Source organism: Streptomyces sp. CBMA123 (assembly GCF_014596465.1).
Classification (GTDB): Bacteria; Actinomycetota; Actinomycetes; order Streptomycetales; family Streptomycetaceae; genus Kitasatospora.
Map to the genome: position 1 here is coordinate 11,078 of NZ_MECK01000523.1, position 22,648 is coordinate 33,725.

At 74.6% G+C, this 22,648-nt stretch carries 9 protein-coding genes; 8 read left to right on the plus strand and 1 reads right to left on the minus strand.

Annotated features, from left to right (window positions below; translation table 11 throughout):
* Window positions 1–32 precede the first annotated feature (32 nt).
* The 7 genes from BG452_RS35810 to BG452_RS35840 all read left to right on the plus strand — a co-directional run bounded on the left by BG452_RS35810 (window position 33) and on the right by BG452_RS35840 (window position 20,806).
* Window positions 33–13,562, plus strand: coding sequence for an amino acid adenylation domain-containing protein (locus BG452_RS35810; protein ID WP_188308508.1), 13,530 nt, complete (start codon window positions 33–35; stop codon window positions 13,560–13,562).
* Between the two features lie 127 nt (window positions 13,563–13,689).
* Window positions 13,690–14,736, plus strand: a complete 1,047-nt coding sequence (locus BG452_RS35815; protein ID WP_188308509.1) for an SAM-dependent methyltransferase — start codon at window positions 13,690–13,692, stop codon at window positions 14,734–14,736.
* Window positions 14,736–15,764: a pyridoxal phosphate-dependent aminotransferase gene (locus BG452_RS35820; RefSeq protein WP_188308510.1), complete on the plus strand. Its 1,029-nt coding sequence runs from the start codon at window positions 14,736–14,738 to the stop codon at window positions 15,762–15,764. Before BG452_RS35815 ends, BG452_RS35820 begins: the two co-directional genes overlap by 1 nt.
* Before the next feature lie 40 nt (window positions 15,765–15,804).
* Window positions 15,805–17,100 (plus strand): MFS transporter, encoded by a 1,296-nt coding sequence (locus BG452_RS35825; RefSeq protein WP_188308511.1) that lies wholly within the window; start codon window positions 15,805–15,807, stop codon window positions 17,098–17,100.
* A gap of 141 nt (window positions 17,101–17,241) precedes the next feature.
* Window positions 17,242–18,384 (plus strand): 4-hydroxyphenylpyruvate dioxygenase, encoded by a 1,143-nt coding sequence (gene hppD / locus BG452_RS35830; RefSeq protein ID WP_188308512.1) that lies wholly within the window; start codon window positions 17,242–17,244, stop codon window positions 18,382–18,384.
* Entirely contained in the window at window positions 18,381–19,511 is a 1,131-nt protein-coding gene (locus tag BG452_RS35835) for an alpha-hydroxy acid oxidase (RefSeq protein WP_188308513.1), read from the plus strand. The genes hppD and BG452_RS35835 overlap by 4 nt, the downstream gene beginning before the upstream one ends.
* Before the next feature lie 65 nt (window positions 19,512–19,576).
* Window positions 19,577–20,806, plus strand: coding sequence for a PLP-dependent aminotransferase family protein (locus BG452_RS35840; protein WP_188308523.1), 1,230 nt, complete (start codon window positions 19,577–19,579; stop codon window positions 20,804–20,806).
* A 56-nt stretch (window positions 20,807–20,862) separates the two neighbouring features.
* Here BG452_RS35840 and BG452_RS35845 read toward each other — a convergent pair whose 3' ends face one another.
* Window positions 20,863–21,714 carry a PhzF family phenazine biosynthesis protein gene (locus BG452_RS35845; RefSeq protein WP_188308514.1) on the minus strand — a complete coding sequence of 284 codons (852 nt, stop codon included), beginning with the start codon at window positions 21,712–21,714 and terminating at the stop codon, window positions 20,863–20,865.
* Between the two features lie 275 nt (window positions 21,715–21,989).
* Here BG452_RS35845 and BG452_RS35850 point away from each other — a divergent pair, with 275 nt between their 5' ends.
* On the plus strand, window positions 21,990–22,559 hold the full coding sequence (locus BG452_RS35850) for a hypothetical protein (protein WP_188308515.1): 570 nt from the start codon (window positions 21,990–21,992) through the stop codon (window positions 22,557–22,559).
* Window positions 22,560–22,648: the final 89 nt, after the last annotated feature.

Consider the following 22,648-nt stretch of genomic DNA (forward strand, 5'->3'; position numbering starts at 1 on the left):
ACGTCACCCGCCGGAGGCACACCGTGATCCCGTTGTCGTTCGCGCAGCAGCGGCTGTGGTTCATCGAACAGCTCGAGGGCCCGAGCGCGCTCTACAACACCCCGTTCGCCGTCCGGCTGGCCGGCGGGATCGACACCGCCGTGCTCTCCGTCGCCCTGCGGGACGTCCTCGCCCGGCACGAGGTGCTGCGCACCACCTTCCCGGCCACCGACGGCCGGCCGCAGCAGTCCATCGCCGAGCCGGACAGCCCCGCCGTCGAGTCCGTCACGGTGGCGGCGGAGGTGGTGGCCGACGAGGCCGAACTGTCGGTGCGGCTGGACGCGGCGGTGCGGCACGTCTTCGACCTCGCGAGCGAACTCCCCATCCAGTGCACGCTGTTCTCGCTCGCCGACGAGGAGCACGTGCTGCTCGTCCTGATGCACCACATCGCCAGCGATGCCTGGTCCGTCCCCCCGCTCTTCCGCGACCTGGACGACGCCTACCGGGCCCGTCTCGCCGGCGCCGCTCCGCAGTGGGAGCCGCTGCCCGTCCAGTACGCCGACTACACCCTCTGGCAGCGCGAGGTGCTCGGCGCCGAGGACGACCCGGAGAGCCTGCTCACCACCCAACTCGCCTACTGGCAGCGCACTCTGGCCGAGGCGCCGGAAGAGCTGGACCTCCCCCGCGATCGCCCGCGCCCGGCCGCACCGAGCCACCGCGGCGGCTCCGCCGTCCTCACCCTGGACGCCGAACTCCACGCGGCACTGGCCCGGTTGGCGGCCGAGCACCGCGCCAGCCTGCTCATGGTGCTGCAGGCCGCCGTCGCCACCCTCTACACCCGGCTCGGCGCCGGCACCGACCTGCCACTGGGCACCGCGGTGGCCGGACGCACCGACGAAGCCCTCGACGACCTGGTCGGCTTCTTCGTCAACACCGTCGTGCTGCGCACCGACACCTCGGGCGACCCGAGCTTCCGCGAGCTGCTGGAGCGCGTCCGACGGCTCGACCTGGACGCCTTCGACCACCAGGACGTCCCCTTCGAGCGCCTGGTCGAACAGCTCAACCCGGCCCGGCTCCCGGCCCGGCACCCGCTGTTCCAGACCATGGTGACCCTGGACAGCGACGGGGACCTGCCCTCCGACTTCGCCGGGCTCACCTGCCGGGAGTACGTCCTCGACCAGCACCTGGCCAAGTTCGACCTCTCCTTCGCCTTCGTCGAGCAGCACGACGCCGGCGGCGCCGCCAACGGCCTGACCGGGGCCGTCGAGTACGCCGCGGACCTCTTCGACCACGCCACCGCCACCACCCTGGGCGAGCGCCTGGTCCGGGTGCTGCGGGCGGCCGCCGCCGAGCCGGACGCGCCCATCGGCGCGATCGAGGTCCTCGGCCCGGCGGAGCGGGAGCAGTTGCTGACCGGCCGGCACGGCACGGTCACCGCGCTGCCGGCGGGGACGGTGCCCTCGCTGTTCGAAGCCCGGGCCGCCGCCACGCCGGACGCGATCGCGCTGGTGGCGGGCGATGACAGCCTGACGTACGCCGAACTCAACGCCCGCGCCAACGGGTTGGCGCGGCGGCTGACCGAGGCCGGCGTCGGCGCCGAGACTCCGGTGGCGGTGCTCCTGGAGCGCTCCCCCGCACTGGTGGTCACCCTGCTGGGCATCCTCAAGGCCGGTGGCACGTACGTCCCGCTGGACAGTGCCCAGCCCCAGGACCGCCTGCTCGCCGTCCTCGCGGACGCGGGCGCCACCCTCGCCGTCACCGACACCGACCACCCCGCCCTGGCCGGGCTCACCACCCTCACGATCGGCGAGGAGACCGCCGACAACCTTGAACTACCGCTCAGCGGTGACCAGTTGGCGTATGTGATGCACACCTCCGGCTCCACCGGCATCCCCAAGGGCATCGGCGTCACCCACCGCGCCATCGTCGACCTCGCCCTCGGCGGCACCTTCTCGGACGGCGGCCACGCACGCGTCCTGGTCCACTCCCCCACCGCCTTCGACGCCTCCACCTACGAACTCTGGGCCCCCCTGCTCTCCGGCGGCAGCCTCGTCCTCGCCCCACCCGGCCGCCTCGGCGTCACCGAACTCACGGCCACCATCGACCGGGGCCGGGTGACGGCCGCCTGGATGACGGTCGGCCTGTTCAACGTGCTGGCCGCCGAGGCCCCGCAGACCTTCGCCGGACTGCACCAGGTGTGGACCGGCGGAGACATCGTCTCCTCGGCCGCCGTGCGACGCGTCCTGGAGGCCTGCCCCGGCCTGCGCGTGGTGAACGGCTACGGCCCCACCGAGACCACCACCTTCGCCACCCACCACCCCATGGCCACCCTCGCCGACGTGGCCGGCGCCATCCCCATCGGACGGCCCCTGCCCAACACCCGGGCCTACGTCCTGGACGACGCCCTCCGGCCCGTCCCGGTGGGCGTCCCGGGCGAGCTGTACCTCGCGGGCAACGGCCTGGCCCGCGGCTACGCCGGCCGCCCGGCCCTGACCGCCGAGCGCTTCGTCGCCTGCCCGTACGGCGAACCCGGCGACCGGATGTACCGCACCGGCGACCTCGCCCGCTGGACCACCACGGGCGAACTGGAGTTCGTCGGTCGAACGGACGACCAGGTCAAGATCCGTGGCTTCCGGATCGAACTCGCCGAGGTGGAGGCGGCGTTCGCCGCCCACCCGGCTGTCCGCCAGGTCGTCGCGACCGTCCGCCAGGACCAGCCCGGCGACAAGCGCCTGGTCGCCTACGTCACCGGCACCGCCACCCCCGAGGAACTGCGCGCCTTCGCCGCCGACCGCCTCCCCGGCTACATGCTCCCGGCCGCGATCGTCACCCTCGGCACCCTGCCCGTCACCCCCAACGGCAAGGTCGACCGCCGCGCCCTCCCCGCCCCCGACTACTCCGCCACGACCACCGGCCGGGCGCCCCGCAACGCCACCGAGCAGACCCTGTGCGCACTGTTCGCCGAGGTCCTCCAGGTGGCCGAACCGAGCATCGACGACAACTTCTTCGACCTCGGCGGCCACTCCCTGCTCGCCACCCGGCTCACCAGCCGCATCCGCACCGCCCTCGGCACCGAACTCCCCATCCGCACCCTCTTCGACACCCCGACCATCGCCGGGCTGGCCCAGCACCTCGGCGAAGGCGCCGACCCGGTGCGCGCCCGACTGCTGCCCCGGGAGCGCCCCGAGCGGGTGCCCCTCTCGTACGCCCAGCAACGCCTGTGGTTCATCGACCAGTTCGAGGGCCCCAGCGCCCTCTACAACACCCCCTTCGCACTCCGGCTGACCGGAACGGTCGACACCACCGCCCTGGCCGCGGCACTGAAGGACGTGGCCGCCCGGCACGAGGTGCTGCGCACCCTCTTCCCCACCGCCGACGGCCAACCCCACCAGCTGGTCGCCGACGGCGTCGAGCCCAGCCTGACGGTCACCCGAGCGGCCGACGAGACCGAGCTGACCGCCCTGCTGGACCGGGCCATCGGCCACACCTTCGACCTGGCCACCGAACTCCCCTTCCAGGCGGGGCTGTTCTCGCTGCCGCAGGACCAGCACGTGCTGCTGGTCCTGCTGCACCACATCGCCAGCGACGGCTGGTCCGTGGCCCCACTCTTCCGCGACCTGGGCGAGGCCTACCGGGCCCGCACCGCCGGCTCTGCCCCCGACTGGCAGCCACTGCCGGTGCAGTACGCCGACTACACCCTCTGGCAGCGCGAGGTCCTCGGCGCCGAGGACGACCGGGACAGCCTGATCGGGCAGCAACTCACCTTCTGGCAGCAGTCCTTGGTTGACGCTCCTGAAGAGCTGCCGCTGCCCTACGACCGGCCGCGACCGGCCACCCCCAGCCATCGGGGCGAACTGGTCGAGTTCACCGTGGACGCCGAACTGCACCAGCGGCTCGCTGAGTTGGCCACCGCCCAGCAGGCCAGCCTGTTCATGGTGCTCCAGGCCGCCGTCGCCACCCTCTACACCCGCCTCGGCGCCGGCACCGACCTCCCGCTCGGCACCCCCACCGCCGGACGCACCGACGAGGCGCTGAACGACCTGGTCGGCTTCTTCGTCAACACCCTCGTCCTGCGCACCGACACCACCGGCAACCCCAGCTTCCGCGAACTGCTCAACCGCGTCCGCCGCACCGACCTGGACGCCTTCGACCACCAGGACATCCCCTTCGAGCGCCTGGTCGAACAGCTCAACCCCACCCGCACCCCCGCCCGCCACCCGCTCTTCCAGACCCTGATCGCCCTGGAGAACCAGGAGAAGGCGCTGCGGACCTTCGGCGAACTGGGCTGCAGCGAGCTGGACTTCGACCTCCATGTGGCCAAGTTCGACCTCTCCTTCGGCTTCTCCGAGCCGAACCGGCCGAGCGGGCCGAACAGGCAGAGCGGGCAGGACGGGCAGGGCGGGCCGAACGACCAGGGCGAACCGGGCGGACTCTCCGGCGCGATCGAGTACGCGGCGGACCTCTTCGACCACGCCACCGTCGCCACCCTCGCCGAACGCCTGCTGCGCGTCCTGGACGCCGCCGCCACCGACCCCGACGCCCCCATCGGCGCCATCGAGATCCTCAGCCCGGCCGAGCGGGAGCGGTTGCTGACCGGCTGGAACGGCCCGGTCACCGCGCTGCCGACGGCGGCAGTGCCGCAGCTGTTCGAGGCCCGAGCCGCCGCCACACCGGACGCGATCGCGCTGGTGGCGGGCGATGACACCCTGACCTACGCCGAACTCAACGCCCGCGCCAACGGATTGGCGCTGCGGCTGACCGAAGCGGGTTGCGGCGCCGAGACTCCGGTGGCGGTGCTCCTGGAACGCTCCCCCGCACTGGTGGTCACCCTGCTGGCGGTGCTCAAGGCCGGCGGCACGTACGTCCCGCTGGACAGTGCCCAGCCCCAGGACCGCCTGCTCGCCGTCCTCGCGGACGCGGGCGCCACCCTCGCCGTCACCGACACCGACCACCCCGCCCTGGCCGGGCTCACCACCCTCGCGATCGGCGAGGAGACCGCCGACAACCTCGAACTACCGCTCAGCGGTGACCAGTTGGCGTATGTGATGCACACCTCCGGCTCCACCGGCATCCCCAAGGGCATCGGTATCACCCACCGCGCCATCGTCGACCTCGCCCTCGGCGGCACCTTCTCGGACGGCGGCCACGCACGCGTCCTGGTCCACTCCCCCACCGCCTTCGACGCCTCCACCTACGAACTCTGGGCCCCCCTGCTCTCCGGCGGCAGCCTCGTCCTCGCCCCGCCCGGCCGCCTCGGCGTCACCGACCTCGCGGCCACCATCAACCAGGGCGGAGTCACCGCGGCCTGGCTCACCGCCGGTCTGTTCAACGTCATGGCCACCGAGGACCCGGGGCTCTTCGCCGGCCTCCGCGAGGTGTGGACCGGCGGAGACGTGGTCTCCCCCGCCGCCGTCCGCCGGGTGATGACCGCCTGCCCCGGCCTCACCGTGGTCGACGGCTACGGCCCCACCGAGACCACCACCTTCGCCACCCACCACCCCATGGCCACTGTCGCCGAGGTGCCCACCACCGTCCCGATCGGACGCCCCCTGCCCAACACCCGGGCGTACGTCCTGGACGACGGATTGCAGCCCGTCCCCGTGGGCGTCGCCGGTGAGCTGTACATCGCCGGGGCGGGCCTGGCCCGCGGCTACGCCGACCGCCCCGCCCTGACCGCCGAACGCTTCGTCGCCTGCCCGTACGGCGGCAAGGGCGAACGCATGTACCGCACCGGCGACATCGTCCGCTGGAACCCGGACGGCGTACTGGAGTTCCTCGGCCGCGCCGACGACCAGGTCAAGATCCGCGGCTTCCGCATCGAACTCGGCGAAGTCGAAGCCGCCCTCACCGCCCACCAAAGCGTCGGCCAGGCCCTCGCCCTCGTCCGCGAGGACCAACCCGGCGACAAACGCCTCGTCGCCTACACCACCGGTGACGCCACCCCCGGCGAACTGCGCACCCACCTCACCGACCGCCTCCCCGCCTACATGCTCCCCGCCGCCATCGTCACCCTCGACACCCTGCCCGTCACCCCCAACGGCAAAGTCGACCGCCGCGCCCTCCCCGCCCCCGACTACACCGGCACCCCCCAAGGACGCGCCCCCCGCACCGCCGCCGAGCGGACGCTCTGCGCACTGTTCGCCGAAACCCTCGGTGTGCCCGCCCTCAGCATCGACGACAGCTTCTTCGACCTCGGCGGCCACTCGCTGCTCGCCACCAAACTGGTCAGCCGCATCCGCACCGCCCTCGGCGTCGAACTGTCGATCCGCACCCTCTTCGACAGCCCGACGGTGGCCGCCCTGGCCGAGGCCCTGCCCGTCTCCGGCGCGGCCCGCCCGGCGCTGCGGCCGGCCGACCGGCCGGAGCGCGTCCCGCTCTCCCCTGCGCAGCAACGCCTGTGGTTCATCGACCAGTTCGAGGGCCCGAGCGCCCTCTACAACACCCCGTTCGTCGCCCGCCTCGCCGGCGCGGTCGACACCGCCGCGCTGGCCGAGGCGCTGGCCGACGTGGTCGCCCGGCACGAGGTGCTGCGCACCACCTTCCCGGCCGCCGACGGCCGGCCCCACCAGCTGATCGTCACCGACACCGTGCCCGTTCCGCGTACCCGCCGGGTGGCCGACGAGGAGGAGTTGCGCGTCGCCCTGGCCGAGGCCGCCAGCGAGGTGTTCCACCTCGCCGAGGACCTGCCGATCCGGGTCTCGCTGTTCTCCCTGGACGGCGAACGGCACGTCCTGCTGCTCCTGCTGCACCACATCGCCAGTGACGGCTGGTCCGTCACCCCCCTGCTGGGCGACCTCGCCACCGCCTACCGGGCCCGCCTCGCCGGCACCGCTCCGCAGTGGGAGCCGCTGCCCGTCCAGTACGCCGACTACACCCTCTGGCAGCGCGAACTCCTCGGCGACCAGGAGCAGCCCAGCGCCCTGCTGACCGAACAACTCGCCTACTGGCAGCAGGTGTTGGCCGACGCCCCGGAGGAGCTGGCCCTCCCGTACGACCGCCAGCGCCCGGCCACCCCGAGCCGCCACGCCGGAACGGTCGAGTACCGCTTGGACGCCGAACTGCACCAGCGGCTCGGCGAGTTGGCCGCCGCCCAGCAGGCCAGCCTGTTCATGGTGCTCCAGGCCGCCGTCGCCACCCTCTACACCCGCCTCGGCGCCGGCACCGACCTCCCGCTCGGCACCCCCACCGCCGGGCGCACCGACGAGGCGCTGAACGACCTGGTCGGCTTCTTCGTCAACACCCTGGTCCTGCGCACCGACACCACCGGCAACCCCAGCTTCCGCGAACTCCTGGACCGCGTCCGCCGCACCGACCTGGACGCCTTCGACCACCAGGACATCCCCTTCGAGCGCCTGGTCGAACAGCTCAACCCCACCCGCACCCCCGCCCGCCACCCGCTCTTCCAGACCGTCCTGACCGTGAACAGCGGCCCGTCCCCCGTGCTCACCCTGGGCGGGGCGAGCGGGGTGCTGGAGGGCGCGGGCGCATCCCAGGCGCACTTCGACCTGAACTTCAACTTCACCGAGCAGCACGGCGACGACGGCACCGCGCTCGGCGTGGTGGCGGCCGTCGAGTACGCGGCGGACCTCTTCGACCACGCCACCGCCGCCACCCTGACCGAGCGTCTGCTGCGCGTCCTGGACGCCGCCGCCACCGACCCCGACGCCCCCATCGGCACCATCGAGATCCTCAGCCCGGCCGAGCGGCACCGGCTGCTCACCGGCTGGAACGACACCGCCGTCCCGGTCGCCGACACCACGCTGTCCGAGCTGTTCGAGGCCCAGGCCGCCGCCACCCCCGACGCGCTCGCCGTGGTGTCCGACTCCGAGGAGCTGAGCTACGCCGAACTCGACGCCCGGGCCGGCGCCCTGGCGGCCGTCCTGCTGGCCCGCGGGCTGGCGGTGGAGGAGCCGGTCGCGATCCTGATGGACCGCTCGGCCGAGCTGGTGACGGCGATCCTGGCGGTCACCAAGGCCGGCGGCACCTACGTCCCGCTGGACGCCCGCTACCCGCTGGACCGGATGCGGCACATCCTCGCCGACACCCGGGCGCGGCTCGTGCTGGTCGATCCGGCCCACCGCGACCACCCCGCAGTCGACGACGTCGGCCTCACCGCCGTAGACGTCACCGCTACCCCCGGCACCCGGATCACCGACACCCGAACCCCCGGCACCCAGCCCCCCACCGGCCGGCGCTCCCACCCCGGCCAGCTGCTCTACGTGATGTACACCTCGGGCTCGACCGGCGTCCCCAAGGGCGTCGCCGTGACCCACCGCAACGTGGTCGACCTGCTCGCCAACCGGCACTTCCACCAGGGCCACCACGAGAGCGTCCTGCTGCACTCGCCCACCGCCTTCGACGCCTCCACCACCGAGGTGTGGGCGCCGCTGGTGACCGGCGGGCGGATCGTCCTGGCCGCCCCCGGACAGCTCGACCTGCCCGCGCTGGCGGCGACCATCACCCGGCACGCCGTCACCCTGGTGCAGGCACCCTCGGGCCTGCTGCGACTGCTGGCCGAGGAGACCCCGGAGACCTTCCGCGCGGTGCGCCAGGTCTGGACCGGCGGTGACGTGGTGCCCCCGGACGCGGTGCGCCGGCTGCTCCAGGTGTGCCCGGAGACCGAGGTGGTCGCGGTGTACGCGCCGACGGAGACCACGGCCATCAAGACCACCTTCACCATGACGCCGGACGCGGACGTCCCGGCCGTGGTGCCGATCGGCCGCCCGCTGGCCAACACCCGGCTGTACGTCCTGGACGACACCCTGCGGCCCGTCCCGGCGGGGGTGCCCGGTGAGCTGTACATCGCGGGCGGCGGCCTGGCCCGGGGCTACGTCAGCCGCCCGGCGCTGACCGCCGAGCGCTTCGTCGCCTGCCCGTACGGCGGCAAGGGCGAACGCATGTACCGCACCGGCGACATCGTCCGCTGGAGCCCGGACGGCGTGCTGGAGTTCCTCGGCCGCGTCGACGACCAGGTCAAGATCCGCGGCTTCCGGATCGAGCCCGCCGAGGTGGAGGCGGCGCTGGCCGCCCACTCGGCGGTGGGCCACGCGGTGGCGATGGTCCGCGAGGACCAGCCCGGGGACAAGCGCCTGGTCGCCTACGTCACCGGCACCGCGACCCCCGGCGAGCTGCGCTCCTTCCTCACCGACCGCCTCCCCGCCTACATGCTCCCGGCGGCCGTCGTCACCCTCGACACCCTGCCCGTGACCGCCAACGGCAAGGTCGACCGCCGCGCCCTGCCCGTCCCCGACCACACCGGCGCGCCGGAGGGCCGGGCGCCCCGGACGGGGCGGGAGCGGGCCCTGTGCCGGCTGTTCGCCGAGACCCTCGGGCTGTCCTCCCTCGGCATCGACGACAACTTCTTCGACCTCGGCGGCCACTCGCTGCTCGCCACCAGACTGATCAGCCGCCTTCGCACTGCCCTGGGCACCGAACTGCCCATCCGTACCCTCTTCGACCACCCGACCGTCGCCGGGCTGGCCCAGCACCTCGGCGAGGGCGCCGGTCCGGTGCGGGCCCGGCTGCTGCCCCGGGAGCGGCCGGAGCTGGTCCCGCTCTCCCACGCCCAGCAACGCCTGTGGTTCATCGACCAGTTCGAGGGCCCGAGCGCCCTCTACAACACCCCCCTGGCGATCCGGCTGACCGGCGCGGTCGACACCGCCGCCCTGGCCGAGGCGCTGAACGACGTGGTGGCCCGGCACGAGGTGCTGCGCACCACCTTCCCCACCACCGACGGCCGGCCCCACCAGCTGATCGCCGAGAGCGCCCGACCCACCCTGCGGGAAAGGGCGGTGGCCGACGAGCAGGCCCTGCGGGCGGCCCTGGCGGAGGCGAGCCGGGAGTCCTTCGACCTGGCCGTCGACCTGCCGTTCCGGTCCTGGCTGTTCTCGCTGCCGACCGACGAGCACGTGCTGCTGGTGCTGATGCACCACATCGTCAGCGACGGCTGGTCCGTCGGCCCGCTGCTGCGCGACCTGGACGCCGCCTACCTGGCCCGCAGCACCGGCGCCGGCACCGCCCCCGACTGGCGGCCGCTGCCCGTCCAGTACGCCGACTACGCGCTCTGGCAACGCGAGCTGCTCGGCGCCGAGGACGATCCGGCCGGCCCCCAGCACGCCCAACTCGCCTACTGGAAGCAGGCCCTGGCCGGTCTCTCGGAGGAGCTGACGCTCCCCTACGACCGCAAGCGGCCGATGGCGCCGACCCGCCGCGGGGACACCGTGGAGTTCCGGATCCCGGCCGAACTCCACGCCGCCGTCGTCGAGTTGGCGCTGGCAAGCCGGTCCAGTGTGTTCATGGTGGTGCAGGCCGCGCTGGCGGCCACCCTGAGCCGGCTGGGCGCGGGCGCCGACATCCCGCTCGGCACCCCGATCGCCGGCCGCACCGACGAGGCCCTGGACGAGCTGATCGGCTTCTTCGTCAACACCCTGGTGCTGCGCGCCGACCTTTCCGGCGACCCGAGCTTCCAGGAGCTGCTGGAGCGGGTGCGGCTGGCCAACCTGGACGCCTTCGAGCACCAGGACGTGCCCTTCGAGCGGCTGGTCGAGGTGCTCAACCCGGCCCGCTCGACGGCCCGGCACCCGCTGTTCCAGGTGATGCTGACCTTCGGCGCCGGCTCGGACGCCGAGGCCGCTCCCTCCTTCGCCGGGCTGCCCGCCCGGCTGGAGCCCTCGGCGGCCGAACTCGCCAAGTTCGACCTGGCCTTCGGCTTCAGCGAGCAGCTGGCCGCGGACGGTTCCCCGGCCGGGATCGGCGTGGTGGTCGAGTTCGCCGAGGAGCTGTTCGACCCGGCGACGGTGACGGTCGTCGGCGAGCGCTTCGCGCGGCTGCTGGCCGCCGTGGTGGCCGACCCGGCCCGCCCGGTCGGCGAGGCGGAGATCCTCACCCCGGCCGAGCGGACGCTGATCCTGGACCACTGGAGCGCACCCGGGGAGCAGCCGGCGGCCCTCGAACCGCGCACCCTCCCGGAGCTGTTCGCGGCCCAGGCGGCCCGGACCCCGCAGGCCGTGGCGGTGGTCCACCGGGACGAGCGGATCGACTACGCCGAGCTGGACGCCCGGGCGAACCGGCTGGCCCAGGTCCTCACCGGCCGGGGTGTCGGCCCCGAGCGCCTGGTCGCGCTGGCGCTGCCGCGCTCGGTGGAGCTGGTGGTCGCCGTGCTCGCGGTGCTCAAGGCGGGCGGTGCCTACGTGCCGATCGACCCGGACTACCCGGCCGACCGGATCGCCTACACCCTGCGCGACTCGGCGCCCGCCCTGCTGCTCACCACCACCGCGGCCGCCGCCCGACTGCCGGACCCAGAGCTGCCGTTGCTGCTGCTCGACGCCCCGGAGACGGTCGCCGAACTGCGGCAGGCGCCCACCGAGGCCCCCGCCCCGGCCCTCGGCCCCGACCACCCGGCGTACGTCATCTACACCTCGGGCTCGACCGGCCGCCCGAAGGGCGTGGTGATCCCGCACGGCAACGTCGCCCGGCTGTTCTCCGCCACCGACCACTGGTTCGCCCCGGGCCCGCAGGACGTCTGGACGCTGTTCCACTCCTACGCCTTCGACTTCTCGGTCTGGGAGCTGTGGGGCGCGCTGCTGCACGGCGGCAGCCTGGTCGTGGTGCCCTTCGAGACCAGCCGCTCGCCCCGGGAGTTCCTGGAGCTGCTGGTGCGCGAGCGGGTCACCTTCCTCAACCAGACCCCGTCCGCCTTCTACCAGTTGATGCAGGCCGACCAGGAGGAGCCGGAGCTCGGTGACCGGCTCGCCCTGCGCCGGGTGGTGTTCGGCGGCGAGGCGCTCGACCTGGCCCGGCTGGCGCCCTGGTACCGGCGGCACGCCGAGGACGCTCCGGTACTGGTCAACATGTACGGCATCACCGAGACCACCGTGCACGTCTCCTACCGCCCGCTGGACGCCGCCACGGCCGCCGGGCAGTCCCGTTCGCTGATCGGCGCGGGCATCCCGGACCTGCGGCTCTACCTGCTGGACGCCCGGCTGCGCCCGGTGCCCGCCGGGGTGCCCGGCGAACTGTACGTCGCCGGCGCCGGCTCGGCCCGCGGCTACCTGGGCCGCCCGGCGCTGACCGCCGAACGCTTCGTCGCCGACCCGTACGGCGCCCCCGGCACCAGGATGTACCGCACCGGCGACCTGGCCCGCTGGACGGCCGACGGCGAACTGGAGTACCTGGGCCGGATCGACGCCCAGGTGAAGATCCGCGGCTTCCGGATCGAGCTGGGCGAGATCGGCTCGGTGCTCAGCCGCCGGCCCGAGGTGGCCTCGGCCGCCGTGGTGGTCCGCGAGGACGCCCCGGGCGAGAAGCGCCTGGTCGGCTACCTGGTGCCGGCCCCGGCCGCCGCACCGCCGGACCTGGACGCCCTGCGCACCCACTTGGCCGCCGAACTGCCGGACTACATGCTGCCGGCCGCCCTGGTGCCGCTGGAGCGCCTGCCGCTGACGCCCAACGGCAAGCTCGACGAGCGGGCGCTGCCCGCCCCCGAGCCGGGCCGGGCCGGCGGCGGCCGGGGCCCGCGCACCCCGCTGGAGGAGGTGCTCTGCGGGCTGTTCGCCGATGTGCTCGGTCTGGAGCGGGTCGGCATCGACGACAACTTCTTCGAGCTGGGCGGCCACTCGCTGCTGGCCGGCCGCCTGGTCGCCGGGATGCGCGAGCTGACCGGCAGCGCCGAACTCGGCGTCCGGGCGCTGTTCCAGGCGCCGACCGTCGCCGGGCTGGCCGAGCTGCTGGCCGGGTCCCGGGACGGCGCCGCCGCCGAGGAGACCTTCCCGGTGCTGCTGCCGATCCGCACCCGGGGCTCGCGCCCGCCGCTGTTCTGCGTGCACCCGGCGGCCGGGATCAGCTGGGTGTACACCGGCCTGCTGCGCCACCTGGACGCCGAGCAGCCGATCTACGGCCTCCAGGCGCCCGGACTCGCCGACCTCTCCCGCCACCCGGCCGACCTGGCGGAGATGGCCCACCGCTACCTGGCCGAGCTGCGCTCGGTGCGCCCCCAGGGCCCGTACGCCCTGCTGGGCTGGTCCTTCGGCGGCCCGGTGGCCCACGCGATGGCGGCGCTGCTGCGCGGCCAGGGCGAGCAGGTCGAACTGCTCGCCGTCCTGGACGGCTACCCGGAGCTGGACGAGTACGCCCGGTACGCCGGGGATTCGGCCGACCGCGACCCGGCGCTGCTCGCCGCGATCCTCGAGTCCCTGGGCCAGCAGGCCGGCGAGATCACCGCCTGGCCGGCCGACGAGGCGGGCTACGCCGAGCTGGTCCGGCACGGCGACGGCCCGCTGGCCGGGCTGAGCGGCGCCGGGGTGGCCCGGGTGGTCGAGGTCTTCCTCGCCAACCTCGCCCTGGCCGGCGACGCCCCGCTGCCCGGCTACGACGGCGACGCGCTGGTCTTCGTCGCCGCCAAGGACCGCCCGGCCGACGCCCCCGACCCGGAGAGCTGGCGGGCCCACGTGGGCGGCCGGCTGGAGATCCACGAGGTGCCCAGCACCCATGGCGCGATGACCGGGGCGGAGGCCCTCGCGGTCATCGGGCCGGTGCTCGCCGACCGCCTGCGCCGCCCGGCGCAGGAGCCCACGCCCCACCCCTGAGCCGCCCCGCCGTCCCCCCGCACGACCGCACGACCGCACGACACGCACGACACGCACGACCGCGACACCCCCGCACCACCACGCCAAGCGGCCGCGACCCGGCCCACCACGAGGAATGGACACACCGATGCAGACTGCCGTCATCCCCGACACCTGGCGCGGCGTCACCCCCGCGCCGATCTCGTCGACCGACGCCTACAACGGCTTCATCGCCGCCAACGTGATCTTCGCGCTGGACCGGATCGGCGTGCTGGAGCAGATCGGCCGCGGCGAGGCGCTGTCGGCCGCCACGATCACCGCCGAGCGCGGCGACACCGCCCGCACCGAGGCCGTGCTGCGCGCCGCCACCGACTACGGCTACCTCAAGGCCGACGGGGCCGGCTACCTGCCCACCGAGGCGGGCCTCGAGATCGCCGCCGCCCGCGGCTACTTCACCTGGGCCGTCGGCGGCTACCACGACGTGTTCGGCCGCGCCGGGCACCTGAGCACCGGCTCGCACCACTACAACACGGACGTCTTCCGCGACGAGGCGATGGTCGCCCTCGGCTCCGCCCAGTGCGACCAGTCGATGTTCGCCGCCCAGCTGACCGACGTGCTCTCCGGCATCGACTTCCGCACCATCGCCGACCTGGGCAGCGGCACCTCCGCCCGGGTGCGCCGGGTGGTCTCCCAGCGCGAGGGCAGCCGCGGCCTGGGCATCGACATCAGCCGCCCGGCCACCGACATCGCCCGCGCCGACATCGCCGCCGCCGGGATGCGGGACCGGGTGACCGCCGTCCGGGCCGACGTGCTGGGCCTGCTGGGCACCCAGATCGACAACGACGCCGAGGCCGCCGAGGTGGCCGAGGTCGACACCGTGATGAGCTTCTTCCTGCTGCACGACCTGCTGGCCGACCCGAGCACCCGCTCCTCGATCTTCACCCGGATGCGCGAGGCCTTCCCGAAGGCCCGCACCTTCGTGCTCGGGGACACCATGCTGCGCGGCCCGGGCGAGTCCCAGAGCGCGATGCCGGTCTTCTCGGTCGGCTTCGAGCTGGCGCACGCGATGATGGGCGTCCCGCTGCACACCAAGGAGACCTACGAGCAGCTGTTCACCGACGCCGGGCTGCGGATCGACCGCGTCGAGGCGCTGGCCACCCCGCACTCCTGGCTCTACGTCCTGCAGGCCGACTGATGGCCGCCGCGTCCACGGCCAGACACCTGCTGGCCCAGAACGAGCACCCGTACCCGCCGCTGCCGTCGGTCCTGGCCGCCCTGGCCGGGGCGGTCGCCGACCTGAACCGCTACCCGGACTTCCGCCCGGAGCGGTTCGCCGGGATCATCGCCGACTGGCAGGGCGTGCCGGCCGCGCAGGTCGTGGTCGGCCACGGCTCGGCCGGCGTGGCGCTGGACCTCTTCCACGCCGTCGTCCGCCCCGGCGACAACGTGGTGCACTCGGACCCCTGCTTCGACGCGTACCCGCTGTTCTGCCGGATCGCCGGGGCCGAGGCCAGGGCCGTCCCGCTCGGCCCGGACGCCCGGCACGACCTGGCCGCGATGGCCGGCCGGCTGGACGAGCACACCCGGATCATCGTGCTGTGCAACCCGCACAACCCGACCGGCACGGTCTACTCCTGGGCCGAACTGACCGAGTTCTTCCGCCGGGTGCCGGCCACCGCGCTGATCCTGCTGGACGAGGCGTACGTCGACTTCGCCGGCGGCTGGGCGGCCCCCGAGGTCGAGGCCCGGATCGCCGAGTGGCCGAACCTGGTGGTGCTGCGCACCCTCTCCAAGTCGCACGGCCTGGCCGCGCTGCGGATCGGCTACGCCGTCGCGGCGGAGTCGGTGGCGCAGCGGGTGCGGGACGTCCAGGTGCCGTACGCGGTGAACCGGCTCCAGGAGGCGGGCCTGCTGGCCGCCGTCGCGGCCCAGGACGAGGTGGACCGGCGGATCGCCGAGATCGCCGGCGAGCGCGAGCGGCTGCGGGCCGAACTGCTCGCCCTGGGCCGGGCGGTGCCGCCGAGCCTGACCAACTTCCTCTGGGTGACGGCCCCTTCGCCCGAGGAGCAGCTCCCGGTCAGGGCCGAGCTGGAGCGGCTCGGGGTGGCCGTCCGCTTCTACCCGGGCCAGGGCATCCGGATCGCCGTCGGCGAGAAGGACGCCAACGACGCGGTGATCGAAGGTTTCACCCTGGTCGACCCGCCCGCCACCGAACCCCGTTAGCCCGCACCATCCACGACACCGCAGCAACGAAGGACAGGACATGCACCCACTTCTGGCGCGGCCGGAGTTCCGGCTCTACATCGCGGGACAGACGCTGTCCGTCCTCGGGGACAGCGCCCTCTTCATCGCCCTCGGCATCTGGGCCAAGGTGCTGACGGGGAGCAGTTCGGCGGCCGGTCTGGTGATGTTCTGCTACGCCGTCCCGATGCTGCTGCTGCCGCTCGGCGGCCTGGTCGCCGACCGGGTCCGCCGACGACCGCTGCTGGTCACGGTCAACCTCGTGCTGGCGGTGGCGGTTTCGCCGCTGCTGCTGGTCGCCGGCCGGGGCCAGCTGTGGATCATCTACGGCACCGCGGTGCTCTACGGGCTGGCCGGGGCGATCCTCACCCCGGCCCAGAGTGCCATGCTGCGGACGATATTGACGGAGCGTCAGGACTTCGGGGCGGCCGTGGGCTTCACCCAGACCATGCGCGCGGGCACCACCCTGGTCGCGCCGCTGGTCGGCTCCGGCCTGTACGGGTGGCTCGGCGGCCGGGCCGTCGCCCTGGTCGACATCGCCATCCTGCTCGCGGCGGCGCTGGCCTTCCTGGCGCTGCGGGTGCCCGAGGCCAGGCCGGAGCCCTCCGGCCGGCACTGGCGCACCGAGGTGCTGGCGGGCTTCCAGCACCTGCGCACCACCGCCTCGCTGCTGCCGCTGCTGATCGCGACCACCGCCACCGCGACCGTGCTCAGCTTCCTCCAGCCGGTGCTGTTCTCGCTCATCCAGCACGGGCTGCACCGCTCGCCGCAGTTCCTCGGCGTGCTGGAGACGGTGGAGGCGGTCGGGGCGCTGGGCGGCTCGGTGCTGGGCGGCATCCTGATCGGCAAGCTCGGCCCCCGCAGGACCGTCATGCTCGGCTCGGCGACCTTCGGCGTCGGCGCCCTGCTGCTGCTGGCGCCCTCGGTCTGGGTGGTGTCGGCCGGTCTGCTGATCGCGGGGGCCGGCATGCCGGCCGGCGTGGTCGGCCTGGCCACCGCCGCCCAGTCGCTCACCCCGCCGCACCTGATGGGCCGCACCCAGGCCGCCGTCAACCTCTCGCTCACCGCCCCGCAGGCGATCGCCATCGGCGTCGGCGCCGGCCTGGTGGCCGCGCTGGACTTCCGGACGGTGCTCGCCGCGATGGTGGTCGGCGCGCTGCTGTCGGGCCTCTACCTGCTCGGCAAGCCCGACGCCGCCGTCGAGGACGAGGACGACGAGGAGGAGCCGGCCGAGCAGCCCGCCGGGGCACTCACCGCGGACCGGGCCGGGGAGCCGGCTCAGGACGCCGAGCCCGCCCCGCGCCTGCAGTCCACCTGACCGACCGCCACCACCCACACACCCCGCTCCCCGCTCCACGCTCCACCCACCACGCCACCGGCCCGCCCCGGCGGCGGCCCTGCCGCACCGCACCGCCGCCGGGGTGGGCCTCCGCGCACTCCTCACCAGAGAGCCCCTCAGATGCCCGACCGTTCCTCTCCCGACACCGCGACCGCCACGACCGCCACGGACGCCACGGACGCCACTGCCGACGCCCCGCTCCCGCTCGCCCTGGACCACGTCGAGTTCTACGTCACCGACCTCGCTGCCGACGTCACCCGGCTGACCGCCGAGTACGGCTTCGACCTGCTCGTCCCGCCCACCGAGCGCGGCGAGAGCGCCGAGCGCTGCGTCTCCGCCCTGCTCGGCCAGGCCGCGATCCGGCTGCTGCTCACCCAGCCGCTGGCCGCCGGCCACCCCGCCACCGACTACCTGGCCCGGCACCAGGACGGCGTGGCCGCGCTGGCCCTGCGGGTGCCGGACGCCACCGCCGCCTACCGGGCGCTGACCGGCCGGGGCGCCGACGGGCTGCGCCCGCCGCAGGCCGCGGACGGCTGCGTCACCGCCGTGGTCGGCGCCTTCGGCGACGTGGTGCACACCCTGATCGAGCGGGGCCCGGGCGTCCCCGCCGACCGGATACCGGGCCTGCCCGAAGCCGTCCCGGCCGGCGGTGACGGCACGGTGGGCCTGCGCTCCGTCGACCACTTCGCGGTCTGCGTCCCCTCCGGCGAACTGCGCGACACCGTCCGGCACTACTGCGAGGTCTTCGGCTTCCGGATGGTCTTCGAGGAGCGGATCGAGGTCGGCGCGCTCGGCATGGACTCGATGGTCGTGCAGAGCCCCGACCACAGCGTCACCCTCACCCTGATCGAGCCGCTCACCCCGGACGCCGGCGGCCAGATCGCCTCCTTCCTGGCCGACCACGGCGGCGCCGGGGTGCAGCACGTGGCCTTCTCCTCCGAGGACGCCGTCCGCTCCGTCTCCACCATGGCCGCCCGCGGCGTGCCCTTCCTGCGCACCCCGGGCGCCTACTTCGACGCCCTGCCCGCCCGGCTCACCCCGCTGCGGCACTCATTCGACGAGCTGCGCGACCTGAACCTGCTGGTCGACCAGGACCACGACGGCCAGCTGTTCCAGATCTTCACCCGCTCCCAACACCCGCGCGGCACCTTCTTCTTCGAGGTGATCGAGCGCATCCGGGCCCGCAACTTCGGCAGCAACAACATCCGCGCCCTCTACGAGGCCGTCGAACTCCAGCGCAGCGCCAGCGAAGTGGCCGGATGAGCATCGCGACCCCGACGGACCGTCAACTCCCGCTCTGCGTCGCCGACTACGCCAGCCCCGCCCGGGCCGCCCTGGCCCCCGAGGTCTGGGACTGGCTGGCCGGCGGCGCGGAGCGGGAGCGCACCCTCGCCGCCAACCGGGCGGCCTTCGAGCGGCTGGCCGTGGTGCCCCGGGTGCTGGCCGACGTCTCCGCCTGCGACACCGCCACCACCCTGGTGCGCAGCCGGTCGGCGCTGCCGGTCGCGGTGGCGCCGATCGCCTACCACCGCCTGTTCCACCCCGAGGGCGAACTCGCCTCGGCCCGGGCGGCGGCCGCGGCGGGGGTGCCGTTCACCGTCGGCACGCTCAGCAGCGTCGGGTTCGACGAGCTGGCGGCCACCGGCGCCACCCTCTGGTTCCAGCTGTACTGGCTGCGCGACCGGGCGCGGCTGCTCGACCTGGTCGCGGCGGCCGAGGCGGCGGGCAGCGAGTGCCTGGTGGTCACCGCCGACGTGCCGTACATGGGCCGCCGGCTGCGCGACGCCCGCAACGCCTTCGCCCTGCCCGGCGACGTCCGCGCCGCCCTGCTGGAGGACGGCGCCGCCGGGCGGGCGCACCGGGCCACCGCCGACGTCTCGGCGGTGGCCGCGCACACCGCCGAACTGCTCTCCCCCGCCGTCACCTGGGCCGACCTCGGCTGGCTGGGCCGGCACACCCGACTGCCGCTGGTGGTCAAGGGGGTGCTCGACCCGGCGGACGCCCTGCGGGCCGCCGATCTGGGCGCCGCCGCCGTGGTGGTCTCCAACCACGGCGGCCGCCAGCTCGACCGGGCGGTTCCCTCGCTGACGGCGCTGCCCGCCGTCGCCGACGCGCTGGCCGGCCGGGACTGCCAGGTGCTGCTGGACAGCGGGGTGCGCGGCGGCTCGGACGTGCTCGCCGCGCTGGCCCTCGGGGCGTCCGGGGTTCTGCTCGGGCGCCCGGCGATCTGGGGCCTGGCCGCCGACGGCGAAGCGGGCTGCACCCGGGTGCTGGAGCTGCTGTCCGCCGAGCTGCGGCACGCCCTCGGCCTGGCCGGCTGCGCCGACCTCGCCGCCGCCACCACCCTGCGCACCACCCCCCTGCCCTGCCCCGCCTGGAGTGCCCCGTGAGCGTTGTCGCCCCACCGCACGAGCTGCGGCTGACCGATCTCCACCCCTCCCTCGCCGACCCGGCGATGACCTCGATGAACCTGCTCAACGAGATCTCCATCCGCTACCCGGAGGCGGTCTCCTTCGCGGCCGGCCGCCCGGCCGAGCAGTTCTTCGAGCTGGACGCCGTCCACCGCCACCTGGACCGCTACGTCGCGCACCTGCGCGCCGAACGCGGCCTGTCCGAGGAGGCGGCCCGCCGCCAGGTGCTCCAGTACGGGCGGACCAAGGGGATCATCCACGAGCTGATCGCCGCCCACCTCGCGGTGGACGAGGGCGTCGAGGTGCCCGCCGAGTCGATCGTGGTGACGGTCGGCTGCCAGGAGGCGATGTTCCTGGTGCTGCGGGCGCTGCGCCGCGGTCCCGAGGACGTGGTGCTGGCCGTCTCGCCCACCTACGTCGGGCTGACCGGCGCCGCCCTGCTGGCGGACCTGCCGGTGCGGCCGGTGGCCGACGGCCCGGACGGCGTGGACCTCGCCGACCTGCGGCGGGAGCTGGCCGCCGCCCGGGCCGAGGGGCTGCGCCCCCGGGCGCTCTACCTGGTGCCGGACGTCGCCAACCCGAGCGGCGCCAGCCTGCCGCCGGCGCTGCGCCGGGAGCTGCTGGCGCTGGCCGCCGCGGAGGACTTCCTGATCCTGGAGGACAACCCGTACTGCGTCTTCGCGGGCGAGGACCGACTGCCCTCGCTCAAGGCGCTGGACACCGGGCGGCGGGTGGTCCACCTCGGGTCCTTCGCCAAGACGGCCCTGCCGGGCGCCCGGGTCGGGTACGTGGTGGCGGACCAGCTGGTGGCGGACGGCGCGGGCGGCACCGTCCTGCTGGCCGACCTGCTCGGCATGATCAAGAGCATGACCACGGTGAACACCTCGCCGATCGCCCAGGCCGTGGTCGGCGGGGCACTGCTCGAACACGGCTTCAGCCTGCGGGCCGCCAACACCGAGGTCGCCGCGCTCTACCGGCGCAACCTGGCCCTGGTGCTGGACGGCCTGGCCCGGCGCTTCCCGCCCGGCGGCGGGGTGAGCTGGAACGAGCCGCGCGGCGGGTTCTTCCTGGTGCTCACGGTGCCCTGTGTGGTGGACGACGCGCTGCTGGAGCTCTCCGCCTCGCGGTACGGGGTGATCTGGACCCCGATGTGCCACTTCTACCCGGGCGCGGGCGGGGAGCGGCAACTGCGGCTGTCGGTCAGCCAGGTCGACCCGGCCACCCTCGACCGGGGGCTGGACGGCCTGGCCGCCCTGATCGCCGCCCGGTCCTGAGCCGGCGCGGGACGGGGGCGCCGGCCACCGGCGCCCCCGTCCCGGCCCTCCCGGCCCTACGGGATCGCCACCGCCGCGCCGGAGACCCGCACCCGGGTGTCCTCCGCGCGCAGCTCCACCCGCAGCACCCCCGGGCGGCCGAGGTCCTCGCCCTGGTGCAGCGTCAGCACCGCCGGCGCGGTCACCGCGCCCAGCTCGCGCAGGTAGGCGCCGAAGGCGGCCGCGGCCGCGCCGGTGGCCGGGTCCTCGACCACGCCGCCGACCGGGAACGGGTCGCGGACGTGGAAGACGTCCGGTGCCTCGCGCCAGACCAGTTGCAGGGTGACCAGGTCGCGGGCGCGCATGTAGGCGGCCAGCCCGTCGAAGTCGTAGTCCAGCCGGGCCAGTCGCGAGCGGGTGCCGGCCGCGAGGACCAGGTGCCGGGCCCCGGCGTAGCCGATCCGCGGCGGCAGGGCCGGGTCCAGGTCGGCGGCCGACCAGCCGAGCAGGGCGAGCGCCTCCTGGACGTCCGCCTCCGGCACCTCCTCGACCTTCGGCTCGACGCTGGTCAGCGTCGCCCGCAGGCCGTCCGCGCCGTGCTCCACCTCGACCGGGACGTCCCCGGCGGCGGTGCCGAACAGGTACCGCCCGGGGCCGGTCCGCCCGGCCACCGCGACGGCGGCGGCCACCGTGGCGTGCCCGCAGAACGGCACCTCGACGAGCGGGCTGAAGTACCGCACCCGGTAGGCGTCTTGGGAGTCACCGGGGGTCAGGAAGGCGGTCTCGGAGTAGCCGATCTCGGCGGCGATGGCGAGCATCCGCTCGCCGGTCAGTCCGGTGGCGTCCAGCACCACGCCCGCCGGGTTGCCGCCCTCGGGGCGGGTCGAGAAGGCCGCGTAGCGGAGGATCTCAGGAGCATCGTCGGTCATGACCGGACGAACGTGCGCCGGGTGATCACTGTTCCCGCTCACCGCAGCACCGCCTCCAGGAAGTCCGAGCCCAGCCGGGCGCTGCCGGACAGGTCCAGCTGGTAGAGCATGTACCGCCCGCGCCCCGATCGGCACCGGCCGGGGCGGCCCGTCCGCGCTGCTGGGCCTGCTGACCGCGGCCGGCGGCCGGCGGTACGCGGCGGTCGGGGCGCTGGCGGTGCTGCGGCTGGGCCCGGCGCGGTAGCGTTCCGCCGGGCGATGGGATGATCATCCGCATGGCCCTGACCCCGTACCAGCAAGAGCTCCGCGACCGGCTCCTCGCCGCCGAGGTGGTTCCCGCGCCGGATCCGTGGCGGCAGGTCGGCCGGGGGACCGTCCCGGTCGGCGGACTGCTCGGCATCGGCTTCGCCGTCCACCCCGGTACCGGGCACGACCTCGTGCTGACCGTCTCCAGCAGCGGGCACGGCCTGTTCGACGCAGTCACCGGCGAGAAGCTGGAGCGCGAGTACGACCCGGAGGACGACCCGGACGGCCCCGACCTCTCCTGCCCCGGCATCGGCCCGGTGGCCGACGTCCGGATCCCGGTGGCCGGGCTGTGGGGCGGTGGCCCGCACACCGGGACGGACGACGGCTGGCGGGCCGACGTCGTGGCGCCCGAGTGGCCGAACCACCGCGTGCTGCTCGCCCACGGCGCGGAGCCCGCCCGCGGCGGGCGGCACGGTGAGACCTGGTGGCACGTCTTCCACTCCTCCTGGTCGACCTTCCGCGCCGCCGGTTTCTCCCCCACCGGCCGCACCCTCGCCGTGGCCACCAGCAGCGACCTCACCCTCTGGACCCGCCACTGACGCCGCTGGCAACGCCGGTGGCCGGAGGCGCCGTCCTCGGCTCCTCCGGCCACGTCATCGGTTCAGGCGCTCACGCGCGGCGGCGGTCC